This is a genomic window from Chryseosolibacter histidinae (assembly GCF_018598225.1).
GTDB classification, from domain to species: Bacteria; Bacteroidota; Bacteroidia; order Cytophagales; family Cyclobacteriaceae; genus Chryseosolibacter; species Chryseosolibacter histidini.
Map to the genome: position 1 here is coordinate 1 of NZ_JAHESF010000033.1, position 15,638 is coordinate 15,638.

16 protein-coding genes are annotated in these 15,638 nt (G+C 50.5%); 6 read left to right on the forward strand and 10 right to left on the reverse strand.

Annotated features, from left to right (window positions below; all coding sequences use genetic code 11):
- Positions 1-120: 120 nt before the first annotated feature.
- Positions 121-621, reverse strand: coding sequence for a thiol peroxidase (tpx, locus tag KK083_RS24070; protein WP_254168272.1), 501 nt, complete (start codon positions 619-621; stop codon positions 121-123).
- Positions 622-789: 168 nt separating this feature from the next.
- Here tpx and KK083_RS24075 point away from each other — a divergent pair, with 168 nt between their 5' ends.
- The 5 genes from KK083_RS24075 to KK083_RS24095 all read left to right on the forward strand — a co-directional run bounded on the left by KK083_RS24075 (position 790) and on the right by KK083_RS24095 (position 5,071).
- Positions 790-1,803, forward strand: coding sequence for a DUF3500 domain-containing protein (locus tag KK083_RS24075; RefSeq protein ID WP_254168273.1), 1,014 nt, complete (start codon positions 790-792; stop codon positions 1,801-1,803).
- A 32-nt stretch (positions 1,804-1,835) separates the two neighbouring features.
- A complete protein-coding gene (locus tag KK083_RS24080) occupies positions 1,836-2,480 on the forward strand; it encodes a hypothetical protein (protein WP_254168275.1) in 645 nt (214 codons plus the stop codon).
- A gap of 6 nt (positions 2,481-2,486) precedes the next feature.
- Positions 2,487-2,903 carry a GNAT family N-acetyltransferase gene (locus KK083_RS24085; RefSeq protein ID WP_254168277.1) on the forward strand — a complete coding sequence of 139 codons (417 nt, stop codon included), beginning with the start codon at positions 2,487-2,489 and terminating at the stop codon, positions 2,901-2,903.
- A gap of 5 nt (positions 2,904-2,908) precedes the next feature.
- Positions 2,909-3,409 (forward strand): methyltransferase family protein, encoded by a 501-nt coding sequence (locus KK083_RS24090; RefSeq protein WP_254168279.1) that lies wholly within the window; start codon positions 2,909-2,911, stop codon positions 3,407-3,409.
- A gap of 168 nt (positions 3,410-3,577) precedes the next feature.
- Positions 3,578-5,071 (forward strand): sulfatase family protein, encoded by a 1,494-nt coding sequence (locus tag KK083_RS24095; RefSeq protein ID WP_254168281.1) that lies wholly within the window; start codon positions 3,578-3,580, stop codon positions 5,069-5,071.
- Between the two features lie 216 nt (positions 5,072-5,287).
- On the opposite strand, the gene KK083_RS24100 is transcribed toward KK083_RS24095, so the two are convergent.
- The 9 genes from KK083_RS24100 to KK083_RS24140 all read right to left on the reverse strand — a co-directional run bounded on the left by KK083_RS24100 (position 5,288) and on the right by KK083_RS24140 (position 13,973).
- Positions 5,288-5,770: a GNAT family N-acetyltransferase gene (locus KK083_RS24100; protein WP_254168282.1), complete on the reverse strand. Its 483-nt coding sequence runs from the start codon at positions 5,768-5,770 to the stop codon at positions 5,288-5,290.
- A gap of 6 nt (positions 5,771-5,776) precedes the next feature.
- Complete coding sequence (hutF, locus tag KK083_RS24105) at positions 5,777-7,138, reverse strand: formimidoylglutamate deiminase (protein WP_254168284.1); 1,362 nt, start codon at positions 7,136-7,138, stop codon at positions 5,777-5,779.
- 11 nt (positions 7,139-7,149) lie between these two features.
- Positions 7,150-7,956, reverse strand: coding sequence for an N-formylglutamate amidohydrolase (locus KK083_RS24110; RefSeq protein WP_254168286.1), 807 nt, complete (start codon positions 7,954-7,956; stop codon positions 7,150-7,152).
- A 32-nt stretch (positions 7,957-7,988) separates the two neighbouring features.
- Positions 7,989-9,224 (reverse strand): glycoside hydrolase family 3 N-terminal domain-containing protein, encoded by a 1,236-nt coding sequence (locus KK083_RS24115; RefSeq protein WP_254168288.1) that lies wholly within the window; start codon positions 9,222-9,224, stop codon positions 7,989-7,991.
- The gene (locus tag KK083_RS24120) at positions 9,211-10,500 is read right to left on the reverse strand and encodes a D-alanyl-D-alanine carboxypeptidase/D-alanyl-D-alanine-endopeptidase (protein WP_254168290.1); all 1,290 of its coding nucleotides are present in this window, start codon (positions 10,498-10,500) and stop codon (positions 9,211-9,213) included. Before KK083_RS24120 ends, KK083_RS24115 begins: the two co-directional genes overlap by 14 nt.
- Before the next feature lie 2 nt (positions 10,501-10,502).
- A complete protein-coding gene (locus KK083_RS24125) occupies positions 10,503-11,006 on the reverse strand; it encodes a DinB family protein (RefSeq protein ID WP_254168292.1) in 504 nt (167 codons plus the stop codon).
- 233 nt (positions 11,007-11,239) lie between these two features.
- Positions 11,240-12,838: a pseudouridine synthase gene (locus KK083_RS24130; RefSeq protein WP_254168293.1), complete on the reverse strand. Its 1,599-nt coding sequence runs from the start codon at positions 12,836-12,838 to the stop codon at positions 11,240-11,242.
- On the reverse strand, positions 12,825-13,454 hold the full coding sequence (scpB, locus tag KK083_RS24135; protein WP_254168294.1) for an SMC-Scp complex subunit ScpB: 630 nt from the start codon (positions 13,452-13,454) through the stop codon (positions 12,825-12,827). Before scpB ends, KK083_RS24130 begins: the two co-directional genes overlap by 14 nt.
- Positions 13,455-13,556: 102 nt before the next feature.
- Positions 13,557-13,973, reverse strand: a complete 417-nt coding sequence (locus KK083_RS24140; protein ID WP_254168377.1) for a TraR/DksA family transcriptional regulator — start codon at positions 13,971-13,973, stop codon at positions 13,557-13,559.
- Positions 13,974-14,540: 567 nt separating this feature from the next.
- Between KK083_RS24140 and KK083_RS24145 the strand changes: the two genes are divergently transcribed.
- Positions 14,541-15,494: an isoaspartyl peptidase/L-asparaginase family protein gene (locus tag KK083_RS24145; RefSeq protein ID WP_254168295.1), complete on the forward strand. Its 954-nt coding sequence runs from the start codon at positions 14,541-14,543 to the stop codon at positions 15,492-15,494.
- The last annotated feature ends 144 nt before the right edge of the window (positions 15,495-15,638 follow it).

Genomic DNA, 15,638 nt, shown 5'->3' on the forward strand with positions numbered 1-15,638 from the left:
AAACAGGACCTCAGGTTCATGTTTGCCCAATGGTAATTGGTTAGTATAAAACGGTCAACCAATTTTAGGGATTGACAGACACCTTCTGACTTCTGGCTTCTGACTCCTGACTTCTAGTCCCTAGCCCAGAGCTTCGATCGCAGCGTCATAATTGGGTTCCTGCCCGATCACAGGAACGAGCTCGGTATGTTTTACTTTTCCGGAGGGATCGATCACCACAATGGCGCGGGCGTGGAGGCCGGCCATTCCGCCATCGGTCATTTCAGTACCATAGTTATTGGAGAAGCTTTTATTGCGGAAATCAGAAAGCATCACCACGTTCTCGATGCCTTCGGCGGCACAAAACCGCTTGTGTGCAAAGGGCAGGTCTTTCGAAACGCTGAGCACCACGGTGTTCTTCACACCCGTAGCCCGCTTGTTGAATTCCCTTACCGACATCGCGCAAACGCGGGTATCGATGCTTGGAAAGATGTTCAGAATCACATTTTTGCCTGCATATTCTTTCAGGCTCACATCTTTCAGGTCAGTAGCTGCCAGTGAAAAGTCAGGGGCCGTTGCGCCCACCGGAGGGAGATTGCCCGAAGTGTTTACGGTATTGTCGCCAAGTTTGGTCTGTGCCATAATCTTTTAAGTTAAACAGGCCCTAAAATACACCGTTGACATGAAAAGACAGGCATGAAATGTGTGGAATGTGTAACTTCAGAATGCGGTTTCCCGCAGATGCTCGCAGATAAATCACAAAATTTCTGCGGTAATCAGCGCGATCTGCGGGAACAAAAACACTACCTTATGAAACTCACCTGGTCTTTCATCGTGCTGCTCACCCTGCTGGCAAGCGCAAACGCCCAGACTCCTGACCACATGGTTCAGGCTACGAAATTCCTGGCAACACTAGACGAAACGTTGAAAGCCAAGGTCATGTATCCCTATAACGACAGTGAACGCGTCAACTGGTGGTTTGTGCCCCGCTCGCGTAATGGCCTTTCATTTCACGACATGAATGCAACGCAAAGAACCGCGGCCATGAGCCTGCTGAAAGCGTCGCTCAGCGATCAGGGTTATCAGAAAGCATCAGGCATCCTTGCGCTCGAAGCCATTCTCAGAGATGTTGAGGGACGGTCCGCAAATGACACTTACCGCGATCCGCAGAACTATTACTTCACATTTTTCGGCGAGCCTTCTGCTGACCAACCCTGGGGATGGCGCATTGAAGGTCATCACCTCGCCCTCAATTTTACTTCCCTCAAAGGTGTTGTTGAAGCCTCCACGCCTTCGTTTATGGGCGCTAACCCGGCCGTTGTGCCGCGTGGCCCCGAGCGTGGAAAGCAGGTGCTGAAGCAGGAAACAGACCTGGGCTTTATACTGGTAAACTCGCTTTCAAAAGATCAGCTGAAAACGGCGCGGTTCTCTGACACGGCGCCTGCTGAGATCATCTCGGGCAACGATCGTAATGCCTCGATGCTTGACCCAAAAGGGATCTCGTACCGGGAGCTCAACGACGATCAGAAAAAGATCCTGATGCAGCTGCTGGATCTCTATGTAAAAAATTATCAGCTGGGCTTCTCTTCCAAACTGATGGCGCGCATCCGGAAGGCGGGCATCGAGAACCTGAGCTTCGCTTGGGCGGGCAGCATGCAACCCGGAGCCGGACATTACTACCGCATCCAGGGTCCGATGCTGCTCATCGAGTATGACAACACACAGAACAATGCCAACCACGTGCATACCGTTGTACGCGACCTCGCCAACGATTTTGCCGAAGACATTCTCAAAGAACACTACGAAAAAGAACACAACAAGTAAACCATCGTATAAACGCTTATAACCCCATCCTTATGAAAATACTGTTATCCCTCATGGCACTGCTTCTTGTAGGCACCGGCTATGCACAAAAGGCGGAGGACCTTTTCGCTTCCGGCAATACCAAAGTGAGCTGGCTTGGCATCGACTTTTCGCACGTGAAGCTGATCGGACAATTTGCCCAGTTCGGCAGCGCCGGCGAGAAAAATGCCACCCAAATCAAATCCGTCTACTTTCCCGGATGGAACAACCTCATCCCTGATGAACGTGAAAAGTATGACGTAGCCGGCATGCTCAGAAAAGACAAAGTGTTCTATGACCTCGATATGATCACGGCTATCAACGCCAACGCCCCGACAGAAGCGCTGGAAACGCATAATGCACCGCAGTACAGCAGGGAAGACATCGAAAAATTCATCAGCAGTTATAATACCAGCGGGAAAGAAGGCATCGGCGTGCTGTTCGTGGCAGAAGCTTTGAACAAAGCGTCAACAGAAGCGTGGTTTCATTTCGTGGCCATCAACATGACAACGAAAGAGATCCTGATACACGACCGGCTGAGGGGAGAACCTTCGGGCATCGGCATCCGCAACTATTGGGCCGGTGCCATCCACGACGTGATCACGCAGATCAGCAAAAACCGCTACCGCGATTGGAAATCACAATTCGCCCAGGAGTAAGCCGATATGGAGTACCGCATTGAAAAACGGACACCCACGGTAAGCGAGTTCAATTCTCTCCGGCAACTGGCAGGCTGGCCGCGCTTCGAGGAATCGCGGGCGAAGAAAGGTCTCGACAATTCGCTTTTTTCAGTCTGCATCATGGACCAGACCAACACGCTCGCAGGGTTCGGAAGGATCGTGGGCGATGGCGCCATTTACCTGCACATTTCCGATGTGATCGTACATCCTGGTCACCAGCGAAAAGGCATTGGTAAAATGATCATGACCGAGCTGCTGGCCTGGGCCGATGAAGCCGCCGGAGAAAATACCAATATCGGCCTGATGTGTTCGAAGGGTCGTGAGAAATTTTATGCCGAGCTGGGGTTCATTGAAAGACCCAACGAAAACTTTGGCGCAGGCATGATCATGATCAAACGCTGAGGCTTATGAAGACCCCTTCCATTGTTGCTCACCTTCGCGATGTGCTGATCCTTCCGTTCACGGTCACCTGCATTATTCCTTACCTGATCTATGATCCGGTGCAGCATTTTATCAGCGATCATCTGCTGATCCGTGCTGTGGGTTTTCTTTTTTTATTAAGCGGATTGTCGTTATTCCTGTACACTGTATTCCTGTTCAGAACCATCGGCAAAGGCACGCTGGCGCCGTGGTCTGCCAAACAAAAGCTGGTGGTGGTGGGGCCATACCGTTATTGCAGAAATCCTATGATCACCGGTGTTCTTTTTATCCTCATCGGCGAAACGCTTGTTTTTCATTCCACCAGCATCCTGGTCTGGGCCGCCACCTTCTTCGTGATCAACACGATCTATTTTATGCTTTCGGAAGAACCCGGATTGCTGGCGCGTTTCGGAGACGAGTACCAGCACTATAAGAAACACGTTCCGCGCTGGATCCCGCGGCTCACCCCTTACGATACCGTGGAATAACTCAACAGAAATAATTATTTTAGACGGGAGGAAAAGAATCATGATCTACGCATCCCGTATCCGCTTCATTGGCGCAACACGTATTTTGTTTTATATACTTCCGATGTTATTCTTGTCAGTTGCAAAACGGAGCAGAAGCAGCAACCTGTGCAGCGGCCCAACATCATCATGATCATGACAGACGATCATGCGAAGAACGCCGTAAGTGTGTACGGCAGCAAGCTTATCAAAACACCCAACATCGACAGGCTGGGCGACGAGGGCATCCGCTTTGAAAATGCGTTTGTTACCAACGCGCTTTGTGGTCCTTCACGCGCGGTGATCCTCACAGGAAAATACAGTCACATCAATGGCTTTCGCGATAACAACGACAGGTTTGACAACACCCAGGTGACACTGCCAAAGATCCTGCAACAAGCTGGGTACTACACCGCGGTTGTTGGCAAGTGGCACCTCGTGACAAAACCCACGGGCTTCGATTATTGGAACATCCTCATCGACCAGGGCACCTACTACAATCCCGATCTTGTGCAGATGGGCGATACCATCCGCAAAGAAGGATACACCACCGACATCATCACCGATCTTGCGCTTCAAACCCTTGACGCGCGCCCTGCAGACAAACCTTTCTGCCTGATGCTACACCAGAAGGCGCCTCACCGCAACTGGATGCCCAACCTGAAAGACCTTGGCGCATTCGACAGTGTAGCAATCCCGGCGCCGTCCACACTGTTCGATGACTACAAGACACGCTCTGCCGCTGCCCGCGAGCAGGACATGGAGATCCGCAATATGTTTTACGCCTACGATCTCAAGCTCATGATGCCCGAAGGAATGAAAGACCCCGGCACGGGAGGGCACGCGGGTGGCGACGGCCGAAAATTCTGGCAGATGGATTACCAACGATTCACCGAAGCGCAGAAAAAACAGTGGGACGCGTATTACAAACCTATCTCCGATGATTTCTACAAAAAGAACCCCAACGGCAAAGCCCTGGAGGAATGGAAATACCAGCGATACATCAAAGATTACCTGAGCTGCGTGCGCTCTGTCGACGAGAACATCGGCAAGCTTCTGGCGTACCTGGAAAGCAAAAACCTGCTCGACAACACGCTGATCATCTACACCTCCGATCAGGGTTTTTTCCTCGGTGAGCACGGCTGGTACGACAAACGTTTTATGTATGAAGAGTCACTGGGAATTCCGCTGGTGATGCGTTACCCCGAAAAAATAAAAGCAGGCCAGGTGAATCACAACCTGGTCATGAATCTCGACATTGCGCCCACGGTGCTCGAAAGTGCCGGAGTACCCGTGCCCGCCGATATGCAAGGCAGGTCGCTCCTGGGGTTAACATCGACAAATGAAGGACAATGGAGAAAAGGTATTTATTATCACTACTATGAATTCCCCTACGGCGCGCACAAAGTGAAAAAACATTACGGCATCAGAACAGACCGTTACAAGCTCATTCATTTCTACAATGACATAGATGCGTGGGAGTTGTACGACCTCAAAGCTGATCCGCACGAGCTGAATAATCTTTACGGAAGAAAAGAGCTTCAAACGCTCACCGATTCTTTGAAGACCGCGTTGAAAGAATTGCGTTTGCAATACAGCGACACAACCAAACTTGAAACAGGAGCTAAGCTTAAGTCTCGTTAGAGACGAAATATCGGTAGTAAGCCAAATAGAGTGGCAATAGAATCCCATAGGGATGGCATATTCGTTTGCTATTTCCGAAATCTTTACCATGCGTATGAATATGTCATCCCTGACGGGATTTGCTTTATCTCGCCAATTGTTCAGCTACCGATATATCATCCCGACCGGGATTTTGTTCTTGCATCTGAGGGAGATCGTTGATTGGTGGCTTTTGATTTATAATTTAAGGCGATAAAATACATCGCATGAAAAATGCCCGGTGTTGCCCAACGGACCGGGGATCTGTTCGAAGCCGTTCTTCTCATAGAGCTTCATGGCATCTTTCATGGTGTTAAATGTTTCGAGGTAGCAGAAAGCAAAGCCAAGCTCACGCGCGCCTTGAATGCAGCTGCTCAGCACTTTTTGTCCCAGTCCCTTGCCTCTTCCTTCGGGCAGGAAGTACATCTTCTTTAACTCGCAGGTGTTCTCGTCGCCGCCCTCTAATGGTGCTATGCCTCCACCACCGATGATCTCGCCGTTGAGGTCACAAACAAAGTATGCGGTGCGTGGCTGCGTGTAGGCTTTGTAGATGTCGTCTACTTCTTTGTCGTGAATGGCAAAGCCGGCGCCGCTCGCACCAAATTCAGGCATCACGGTGCGGATGATCTTCGCCACCTGGGCGCTATCTGTTGCCTGAACCTTGCGTACGATATACTCCATGATCTTTTAAAAAGAAATGTTTTTCATTGCTGTAACAAATGACTCCCTGATGGCACGCCCGTTAACATGATGTCCGTCTTTCACCTTCCACTGGCCGCGCACCAAGGTTCCCAGAAAATCTGCGCTGTCTGCCGTATACAGTATTCCGGAAAGCACGTGAGAAAGATTTCCGTGCGCAAGCAGGGGCGACCTCGCGTCAAGAATCACCGCATCGAAGGAGTGCCCTGTTTCAAAAAAATCGTTTCGTTCAGCACCCATGGCCTTGCGTCCTGCGGTGATGGTCTTGTTGATAAGGATGCGCGCACCATCATCGAAGGTGTTGCGTTTATGGGTGGTGAAACGCTGGGCGTAATCGAGCCAGCGCAGGTCTTCCAGCGGGTTGAGACTGATATGGCTGTCGGTGCCGATAGACCAGCTTCCGTTGTGCGAAGCAAAATCCGTGAGCCTGAAAATTCCATCGCCGAGATTGCCTTCCGTTCCGGGGCAGAGCACGGCATGGGCACCGCTTGCTGCCAGACCCTTTACTTCATCGTCGGTCATGTGGGTGCAATGCACAATATGAAACCTGTCGTTCACAGGCAGGCTGTTCAGCAACCACTGCAGAGGCCGCTGCTTCAGGTGAGCTACACAATCTTCAACCTCCTTCAGCTGCTCCGCGGCGTGCAGGTGAAAGGGGATCTGCTGCGGGCCTTCCTGAAAAGTCTGTATGATGTTTTTTGCGTCAACCGCCCGCAGGGAATGTACGCTGAATCCCAGGGACGCATGCTTATAGTTTTTGATGGCGTGAGCCGAATCATCGAGCAGGTGAAAATAATCTTCAATATTTTTCGAGATAAACCGGCGTTGACGTGGCTGCGGATCTTTTCCAAAACCGCCTTTCTGGTAGAACACTGGTATCAGCGTAATGCCGATGCCAGCGATGGAGGCAGCCTCCACCAGGCGGAGACCCATTTCGGCAAGGTTGGCATAATGCTTCCCGTCTTTGTCGTGATGTAGGTAGTGAAACTCCGCCACGTGCGTGTATCCTTTCCGTAACATCTCTGCATAGAGCATGGCTGCCACCGCCTGCATTTGGTCGGGATCCATGCTCAGCGCACAGGCATACATTGCTTCACGCCAGCTCCAGAAATCATCGTTCGATCCGGGCTTGTGCGTTTCTGCGCGGCCTGCCATGGCATATTGAAAGGCATGGGAGTGGGCATTCTGAAATCCCGGCAAGGCATAACCCTGAACATGCTCGATGCCCGCAGAATTTTCGGGAGCCTGGTCTGACAGGTACGCAATGTTGCCAGCGGCGTCGATGCCCACATAAGCGGGACTAAGCCAGCCCGAAGACTGAAGCAGGGCGTTAAAGCGAAAAAACTTCATCCGTTATAAAGTTATTTTGACATCAGCTGGTCAGCCAGTGAACGCAGCGTAGACCTCAATACTTCACGCATGCGATCGGCCCTGATGTTATCGTACCGCAGCTCGGCATCATCCATGTAGTTCACTTTGCTCATTTCGAGCTGAAGCGCGTGTTGCTGCTCCCCGGGCTTGCCGAAATTTCTGGTAATAAAACCTCCTTTGAAAGGATGATTGTGCTGCAGTGAATAGCGGGCCGACTCCAGATTTTTCAATGCTGTATCGATCAACGTCTGTTGTGCTGAGGTCTGGTCAGCACTTCCCAGGATCAGGTCGGGAAATTTTTCTTGCTGGATGGTAGGAACCACCTGGCGGATCGAGTGGCAATCCCACAGCAGCACCTTACCAAATTTTGATTTGAGATCATCCAGCAGCTCACCGATCTTCTGGTGGTAAGGCCAGTAGTAGGCCTGAAGTCTCCGCTCCACTTCTTTTTTTTCTACTTCGGTTCGCTGATCCCCGTACAACGACTTGCCCAGGAAATCAGTAGTGGGACAAAGCCCGGTGATGATGCGGCCATCGGTGTACAAAGGTTTGCTTTGCGGATCGCGGTTGAGGTCTATTACCCAACGGCTGTAAACAGCGCTGATCATGGTCATGCCCATGGCCGGCGCAAAATCATAAAGCTGATCTACAAACCAGTCTGTATCGTCGGGTGCGCTGATCAGTGATGGCTCATACTGATCCTTGAGCTCATCGGGAAACGCGGTGCCGCAATGCGGAACACTGATCACAATGGGCACTTGCGGAGTCGCGGCGGCGCTGATCTTGTAAGGAGGCATAGGTTATTCCTTTTTGAAAGGATGGATCCGGCCTATTTCTTTTTCGACCGTTTCTTCTTTTTCTTTTCGGCTTTGGCGATCACATCCTTGTATTGCGCATAGTTAGCAAGCTCGGCATTCGCTGCATCCAGTTTCCGGCTCGCTTCCTGCAGCTCTTGTTTGTAGATCGCTTCTTTGTCGCGGGTCAGCAGATTTTTTTTCATGCGCATCACACGGGCGTAGCTCTCGTCTATGCGCTGCCGTTTGATCTGGCCGTTCTCCACCATTCTTTTGATGATACCGTGCACCTTGTCTACCGTGCGCTCATCGCTGCCGGCAATGTTGTTTGAGAAGGTCATGATGTCTACACCGGCATTCACCGCCATCCGGATGGCATCTTCAAGACCATAGTGTTTAGTGATGGCGTGCATCTGCATATCGTCAGAGAACACCACGCCGTTGAAGTGCAGCCGTTGCCTCAGGATACCTGCCAGCACATCATCTGACAATGTTCCCGGGTGGCCATCGGGATCGAGCTTGCGGTTCACAATGTGCGAGGTCATCACCGCATCCACATAACCGGAATCGATCAAAGATTGATAAGGTTTCAATTCGCGGTCTTCCCAGGTGTTGGTTACATCAGCGATGCCCAGGTGCGTGTCATCCTTCGAGCTGCCGTGGCCGGGAAAATGTTTCAGCGCCGTGAGCACACCATATTTACGGTGTTGCCTGATCACTTCTTTCGCCATCAGCGTTACGGAGTCTTCATTCGCCGAAAAGGCCCGGCCTACTTTAGCGATGATGGGATTAACTGGGTTTGATCTAAGGTCGACCACCGGGGCGAAGTTCACGTTGATGCCCAGGCCTGCCAGTGTTGTGGCCGTTGCCTCGCTGTAAAATTTCACCGAATCGAGCGAGGGTGATTTGCCCATAGCCTCAGCGGTAATTGACTTCGGAAATCCGTATTTGTCTTTCAGACGGTTTACGCGGCCGCCTTCCTGGTCGATGCTCACCAGCAACGGAATGGGAGCCGCCTGCTGGTAGGTCCACACGATCTTCTTCAGCGCCACAAAAGAATTTCGCGGCGGAATATTTTTTTCGAAAATGATGATAGAGCCCACTTTGCCTTCCCTGATCTCCTGCAGCACCTGCTGATCTACTTCCGCTTTCGGAAAACCGATGAGGATCATCTGGCCGATCTTGATATCGAGGCTATCGCGGGTCTGTGCCGCGGTTTGAAAGGCAAAAAGTGTTAAGGTAAGGTATACGGTGCTCTTAATAACGTTCATGGATCATCTTTAAAATTTCCTGCATGTTGTTCCTCACGCTGCTCGTGGGGGCTACAAAATTATTACTCATGAACGAGAATATCAGTGTTTTGCCCGACTTGGTGATCAAAAAACCGCTGAGGCAATGGTTGTTGCTCAGCGAGCCTGTCTTGCCGAAAAGATACGGCGGGTCTCCCTTGTAATAATTTTTCACGGTGCCTTTCTTTCCGCCGATAGCCAGCAATGGGAACAGCCGCTCGCGGGGCACCATCTCGTAAAGTTTCTGCCACATCTGCACTACGGAGCGCGGCGTGAACAGATTGAACCGCGACAATCCCGAGCCATCCACCCATGAGGGCTCGTCCTGGAGGTCTTTCAGAAAATTCTCTTTAACGTATTTGATGGCGATCTCGGGCTGAAGGCTGTCGCTTACCGCATCGGCGCACATCAGCAACAGCTGTTCGGCAATAAAGTTATCGCTCTCCTGCATCAGCACACGGAACAGGCTGTCGACTGGCATGCTGTACAACGTCTTTGTGTTTTGAGGGATCAGCTTGCTCACCGGTTTCACGTCACGTTTCAGGGTATCTGACAGCAGCGTTACGATGATATCTTTGTCGACCCTGATTGGAATATCCCACTCCCGGGTGCTTGATCGTCTCAGGCCCGGATGAAACTTGAAGTCGTTCGAGTGGATCTCGCGAATGAACTGGTTCCTTTCCTTCTGCTCTCCCCTGGAATAATGTTTCCTGAAATACGGCGGATAGATGCGCGGTGAATCGCCCTCGAGCTTCACGGTAAAGATGTTGCCATAGACGGGAAAGGGCGATCGCTCAGCTGAATAATAGTAGTTGTAATCGTCCCATGCCCAGCCGTCACCCAGGCTGGAAGTGTGAAAGTTTGAGGAGGAGTAATACAACGGTACGGGCGCATTTCTGAGGAAGTCGTAAACCCGGTTGTTGTTAAAAACATTCTTGTACAACAACGACGGGTCTCCCGTTCCCCAGAAGATCAGTGAATCGCCATTTTGAACATACCGCAGCGCCGGAACGGAGTCTCCCAGGATCTTGAACGAAGCGAACATCGTGAAGATCTTGGTGTTGGATGCCGGCGTAAAGTACTTGGCCGAGTTGTATTCAAAGACATTTTTCTTTTTGTCAAGATCGTAGAGAATAAAGCCCGTATGATCTTTCAGGTCTTTTTCTATGCCGTTGAATTTTTTTGTAAGTGCCGGTCTCGATATCGGGGAACAGGAGGCGAGCAAGCCCAGCAGGAGCAGAGAACAAATAATGCGCATTATTAAAGATAACGTTCGGTTAAGATCTTGCGGTGATGTGTTTCATGTCCGGGAATAATGTGCCCGAACATTGCCACCGTGAATTTTACCTTGTTAGCCGTGCCTTCGCGGGCAAGCATGGCAGGTGTAAAACTTTTAAAAAGGTCTATGGTAACGAGCCTCAGCCGTTCCATTTCGTCGGCCAGCTGCAGGATGGTGCGGCCGTGGGCGTTGGCTTCCGGGGCATAATCGTTCTCTTCAAATCCATGCAGCTCCGTCTTGTCGTTACGCGAAAACCTTAGCGCACGGTAAGACATGATCCGCTCGGCGTCCATCATGTGTGCCAGCACCTCTTTGATGGTCCATTTTCCATCGGCATACCGGTATTCGCCTTTTGATTCCGGAATGCTGCGCACAAGCTTCAGCATAACGTCGTTAGAATGTTTCATGGCTTCCAGTATATCCATGTCTTTAACGTTTTCTACATAACCGCGGTAGAAGGGGGGTATAGTCTCAATGTTGACCATGATTTTATGGGGTTTTAGGGATTAAAACTGGATTAACGGATTTTCTGGATTCAGGATTACCAAGTTTGACAATTTACCCGGAATAAAGATAGGACACCGTTCCCTGATAAGGAACAGGAATACCGGATTAACTGGATTAAAAGGGATGAGCGGAAGAAGAAGGTATGAGGTACGAAATACGAGGTACGGAACTTCGTACCTCGTAATCGTTCCCGATAGCTATCGGATCGTACTTATTTAAAATGTTTTAATCTAACGACCTCTTCTTTACTGAGGAATCTCCACTGGCCGCGGCTGAGGTCTTTTTTATCGAGGCCTGCATAAACGGAGCGGTCGAGTCGCACCACTTCGTATTCAAGGCTTTCGAAGATCCTTCTTACCACGCGGTTCCAGCCGATGTGAAGCTCTACGCCCACGGTTTTGCCATCTTCAGAGACAATGGCCAGGTCATCTACCACGGCACGGCCTTCTTCCAGCAGTACACCTTCCGTGATCTTTTGAAAATCGGCTTTGGTGAGCGGGCGGTCAAGCTCTACTTTGTAAATCTTCTTTACGTTGTAAGAAGGATGCATCAGCTTATCGGCCAGGTCACCATCGTTGGTGAGCAATAAAAGTCCTGTGGTGTTCCGGTCAAGGCGGCCAACGGGGTAGATACGCTCTTTTACGTTGTTGCCGATGATGTGCATCACGGTATTCCTCTCCTGCGGATCTTCTGTGGTGGTCAGAAATCCCTTGGGCTTGTTCATGAGGATGTATACCGGCTTCTCGGCCTTCAGCACCTTGTTCTCGTAACGTACTTCGTCGCCGGGATTGACTTTATAACCCATCTCCGTAACGGTTTTTCCGTTCACGGAAACCAGGCCCATTTTAATGAGCTCGTCTGCTTCACGGCGGGAGCATACGCCGCTGTTGGCAATGTAGCGGTTCAGCCTGATCTTATCTGTCTGGGCGGGAGCTGTTACATCTTCGGCTGACCGGGCGCCTTTCGGTTTTTCGGCGTACCTGTCTTTCGATTTTTTGAAAAAGCCTCTGGGCTCGTCACCCGATGAATCTCTTCGCTCACGGGCGGGTTTGCCCCCGCGTTCTGATCTATCGAAAGGTTTGTCGAATGATTTCTTTTTAAAACGGCTTTCCGATGAAGTTTCCTCGCCGGAGTCGTCCTTTCCCCTGCGTCTTGAGGGCTTGTCGGAGTCTACCGTGTTGAATTTCTTAAAACGGCCTCCACCGGAATCTTTGGAGAACGAGCTCTTCTTATTTCCATAAGACCTGTCGCCAGAGTCTGATGAGCGCTCACCTCTTTTACCGTAAGGTTTGTCTGATCTGTTGTATCCACGATCTTCGGAATTGTTGTCGCGGGTGCGGCGTCTGGGTTTTTCGGAATCAGTACCGCTGAATTTCTTAAAGCGTCCTCCGCCTGATTCTTCGCCACCCTTGCGCGGACCGGATGAAAAATTGCGCTTACCCGCGCCGTATGATCTCCCTCCAGATTCGGATGAATCGTCCTCTCTTCTGCCATACAGTTTACCGGTTCCGCGGCCTTCTCCTGACCGGCGCGGTCCGGACGAATAGCCGCTTTTTCGGGCGCCGTATGATCTGCCCGATTCAGATGAATCGTCACCTCTTTTACCGTATCCGCCGGATTTTTTGAAAGCGCGGCCATCGCCGGAGCGTTCACTTTTTCCGAAAGATGAAGTTCCTGAACGTTTTGAGTCAGATTTCCTGAATGGCTTGTCGGATGATTTCTTCCTTCCGGAAAACGATCCTTCTCCGCTGTTTGAACGCGAAGAACCTCTTCTGCCAGAAGAAGGTCCGGATTGGTTACGCTTGGCCATCAGGCTCTTTTGTCTCGGGTGATTCTGTTGTATCGGATGATTCTGTAGTGTCTGCCGTCTCGGTGTTCTGGCCTATGCTGTTCACTTCGCCGGTAAATTCTTTTGGTGTAGGCAGCTCAACGAGGTCGCTGATGCCGAAGTACTCCATGAATTTATTCGTTGTGCCGTAGAGCATCGGCCGGCCAATGCTGTCAGCCTTGCCGGTGATCTCGATCAAACCTTTGTCGAGCAGTTTCTGCACGGCATAGTCGCAGTTCACACCACGGATGTTTTCGATCTCCGTTTTGGAGATGGGTTGTTTATACGCAATGATGGAAAGTGTCTCCATCGCGGAGGTAGACAATCTTTTTTTGGACTGCTGCTTGAGCAGGATGCTGATGCTGGCCTGGTAGGCAGGTTTGGTGAGGAACTGGTACCCGCCCGCGGCCTTGAAGAGCTGGAAAGAGTATTCCTCCGCCTGGAATTTTTCATCGAGGCGCTGGATAGCCCCCACAATGTCTTCTTCAGGCACATCGGCATTGAACATTTCTGACAAACATGCCTTAATGTCGGCCAGCTTGATCGGGCTGGGTGAACAAAATATCAGGGCTTCGATGTGATTCTGTAAAAAATCCAAGTTCCAGGTGGTTTAAGTATAGACTCTCTTCTCGTTCGTGCTCGGCATTTCGTCCCTCTTGCCAAAGAGGGACCGTATTTCCCACCGGGAAATACGAGGGAGCTAATCCTGCTGCATTAGCTTCGCTTCAATAGACTGCGTTGTGTGCGGCACAGCGATCAGCCTTTCTTTCGAGATCAGCTTTCCGGTAACGGAGCAGATGCCGTACGTTCCGTTCTTGATCCTGATCAGGGCATTCTCGAGGTTGGTGATGTATTTCTGCTGACGTGCGGCCAGCTGGCTGAGGTTTTCCTTCTCGGCGGTTTCTGCACCGTCTTCCAGCACCTTGGTATTTCCGCCCGAAGTAGCATCAGTACCCTCATCGTTGTTACGGTTCAGGGTTTCTTTCAGGATCTTGTATTCTTCCTTCGCTTTGTCGAGCTTCTTGGTGATCAGTTGCTGGAATTCTTTCAGTTCTTCTTCAGAATAACGCGTCTTATCCTCAGACTGTGAAGAGGGTTTAGACGGCTTGTGTGCCATGGGGCGTTGGTTGGGCATTTGAAAAAAATTTAGTTGTGCATTCGCAGCTACTTTTGCTGCGGTTGCCGCGGGGGTTTTGGGGGCTTCTTTTGGCGGAGGAGCTATGGCTTTCTTCACGGGGGCCGGCGCCGCTTTTTTAGCCACTACCTTTTTAGCGATCTCTTTCTTGGGAGCTGCCTTGGGCGCTGCCTTCTTGGGGGTTGCTGCCTTGACTTTTTTAGCCGCGGGTTTTGCTTTTGCTTTTACAGGAGACGCTTTCTTAGCTTTCGCTGTGGGTTTAGCTTTCGCTGCTTTTTTAGACGGTTTGGCAGGTGTCTTTTTCTTAGCCATTGTTTTATAGTTCCTCCGTTTGGTAAAAGATTCGCAAAATTATCAGGTTGCCCTCTAAAACAAAAAATATTACAGAAAATTCCAACCCCACCAAAATTTTCATCTTGATTTGATAACTTAAATCTCATATTAACCTCCATTACACAGTTTTTTATGAAGCATTCGTTACTGATAATCCTTCTTTTTTTGATGATTTCGGGATGTGAAAAGATAAAAAAGGCAGATTCCCGCCAGGATATGGCACCTGGACCCATCACCCTTGTGATCCATGGTGGCGCGGGCACGATAAAACGTGAAAATATGACGCCCGAGAGGGAAAAAGCCTACCATGATGCACTGCAACAGGCTTTGGAGGCAGGATATAGTGTGCTTGACAATGGTGGAAGGAGCGTTGATGCGGTGATCGCCGCCATCAAGATCATGGAAGATTCTCCCTTGTTCAATGCAGGCAAGGGTGCCGTGTTCACCCATGACGGTAAGAACGAGCTCGATGCCTCCATCATGGATGGCAGCAATCTTATGGCCGGTGCGGTGGCGGGTGTCACCACCATTAAAAATCCCATTAAAGCCGCTTACGCCGTAATGACCAAATCCGAACACGTAATGCTCATAGGAAAAGGCGCTGAAAAATTTGCCGAAGAGCAGGGCCTCGAGATCGTAAACCCGAGCTACTTTTTTGATTCCCTGCGATACGAGCAACTGCAGAATGCGCTGAAAAAAGATACCAGCAAAACGGCTGCGCTGATTGATCCTTATACCAAAGATAAAAAGTTTGGAACCGTAGGCGCCGTAGCACTCGATCAGTTCGGCAATATCGCGGCAGCAACCTCAACCGGCGGTATGACCAACAAAAAATATGGCCGTGTCGGTGATGCTCCGATCATCGGCGCGGGCACTTATGCAAATAATAAAAGCTGCGGCGTGTCGTCTACTGGATGGGGAGAATATTTTATCCGGCTTTCTGTGGCGCATGATATTGCAGCAATGATGGAATACGGCGGACTTTCACTCGAGCAAGCGGCGGACGGCGTGGTGATGAAGAAATTACCTGCGCTGGGAGGCGATGGTGGTATTGTTGCGCTCGACCGGCAGGGAAATATCGCCATGACGTTCAGCAGCGCCGGCATGTATCGTGGATACATTCGTAAAAAAGGGGAAGGGAAGACGTTTATTTATAAGGACGATCAATAAATGCAATGTCCCGCAGATCCCACTGATTGGCGCAGATTAAAATGCAAGGGCATCTGCGTATATCCGCGTAATATGCGGGACATTTGACTCAAAGTATTTAAAAATCTCCCGCGGATCACGCAGCCAACGCAGAGGAAGACCCTC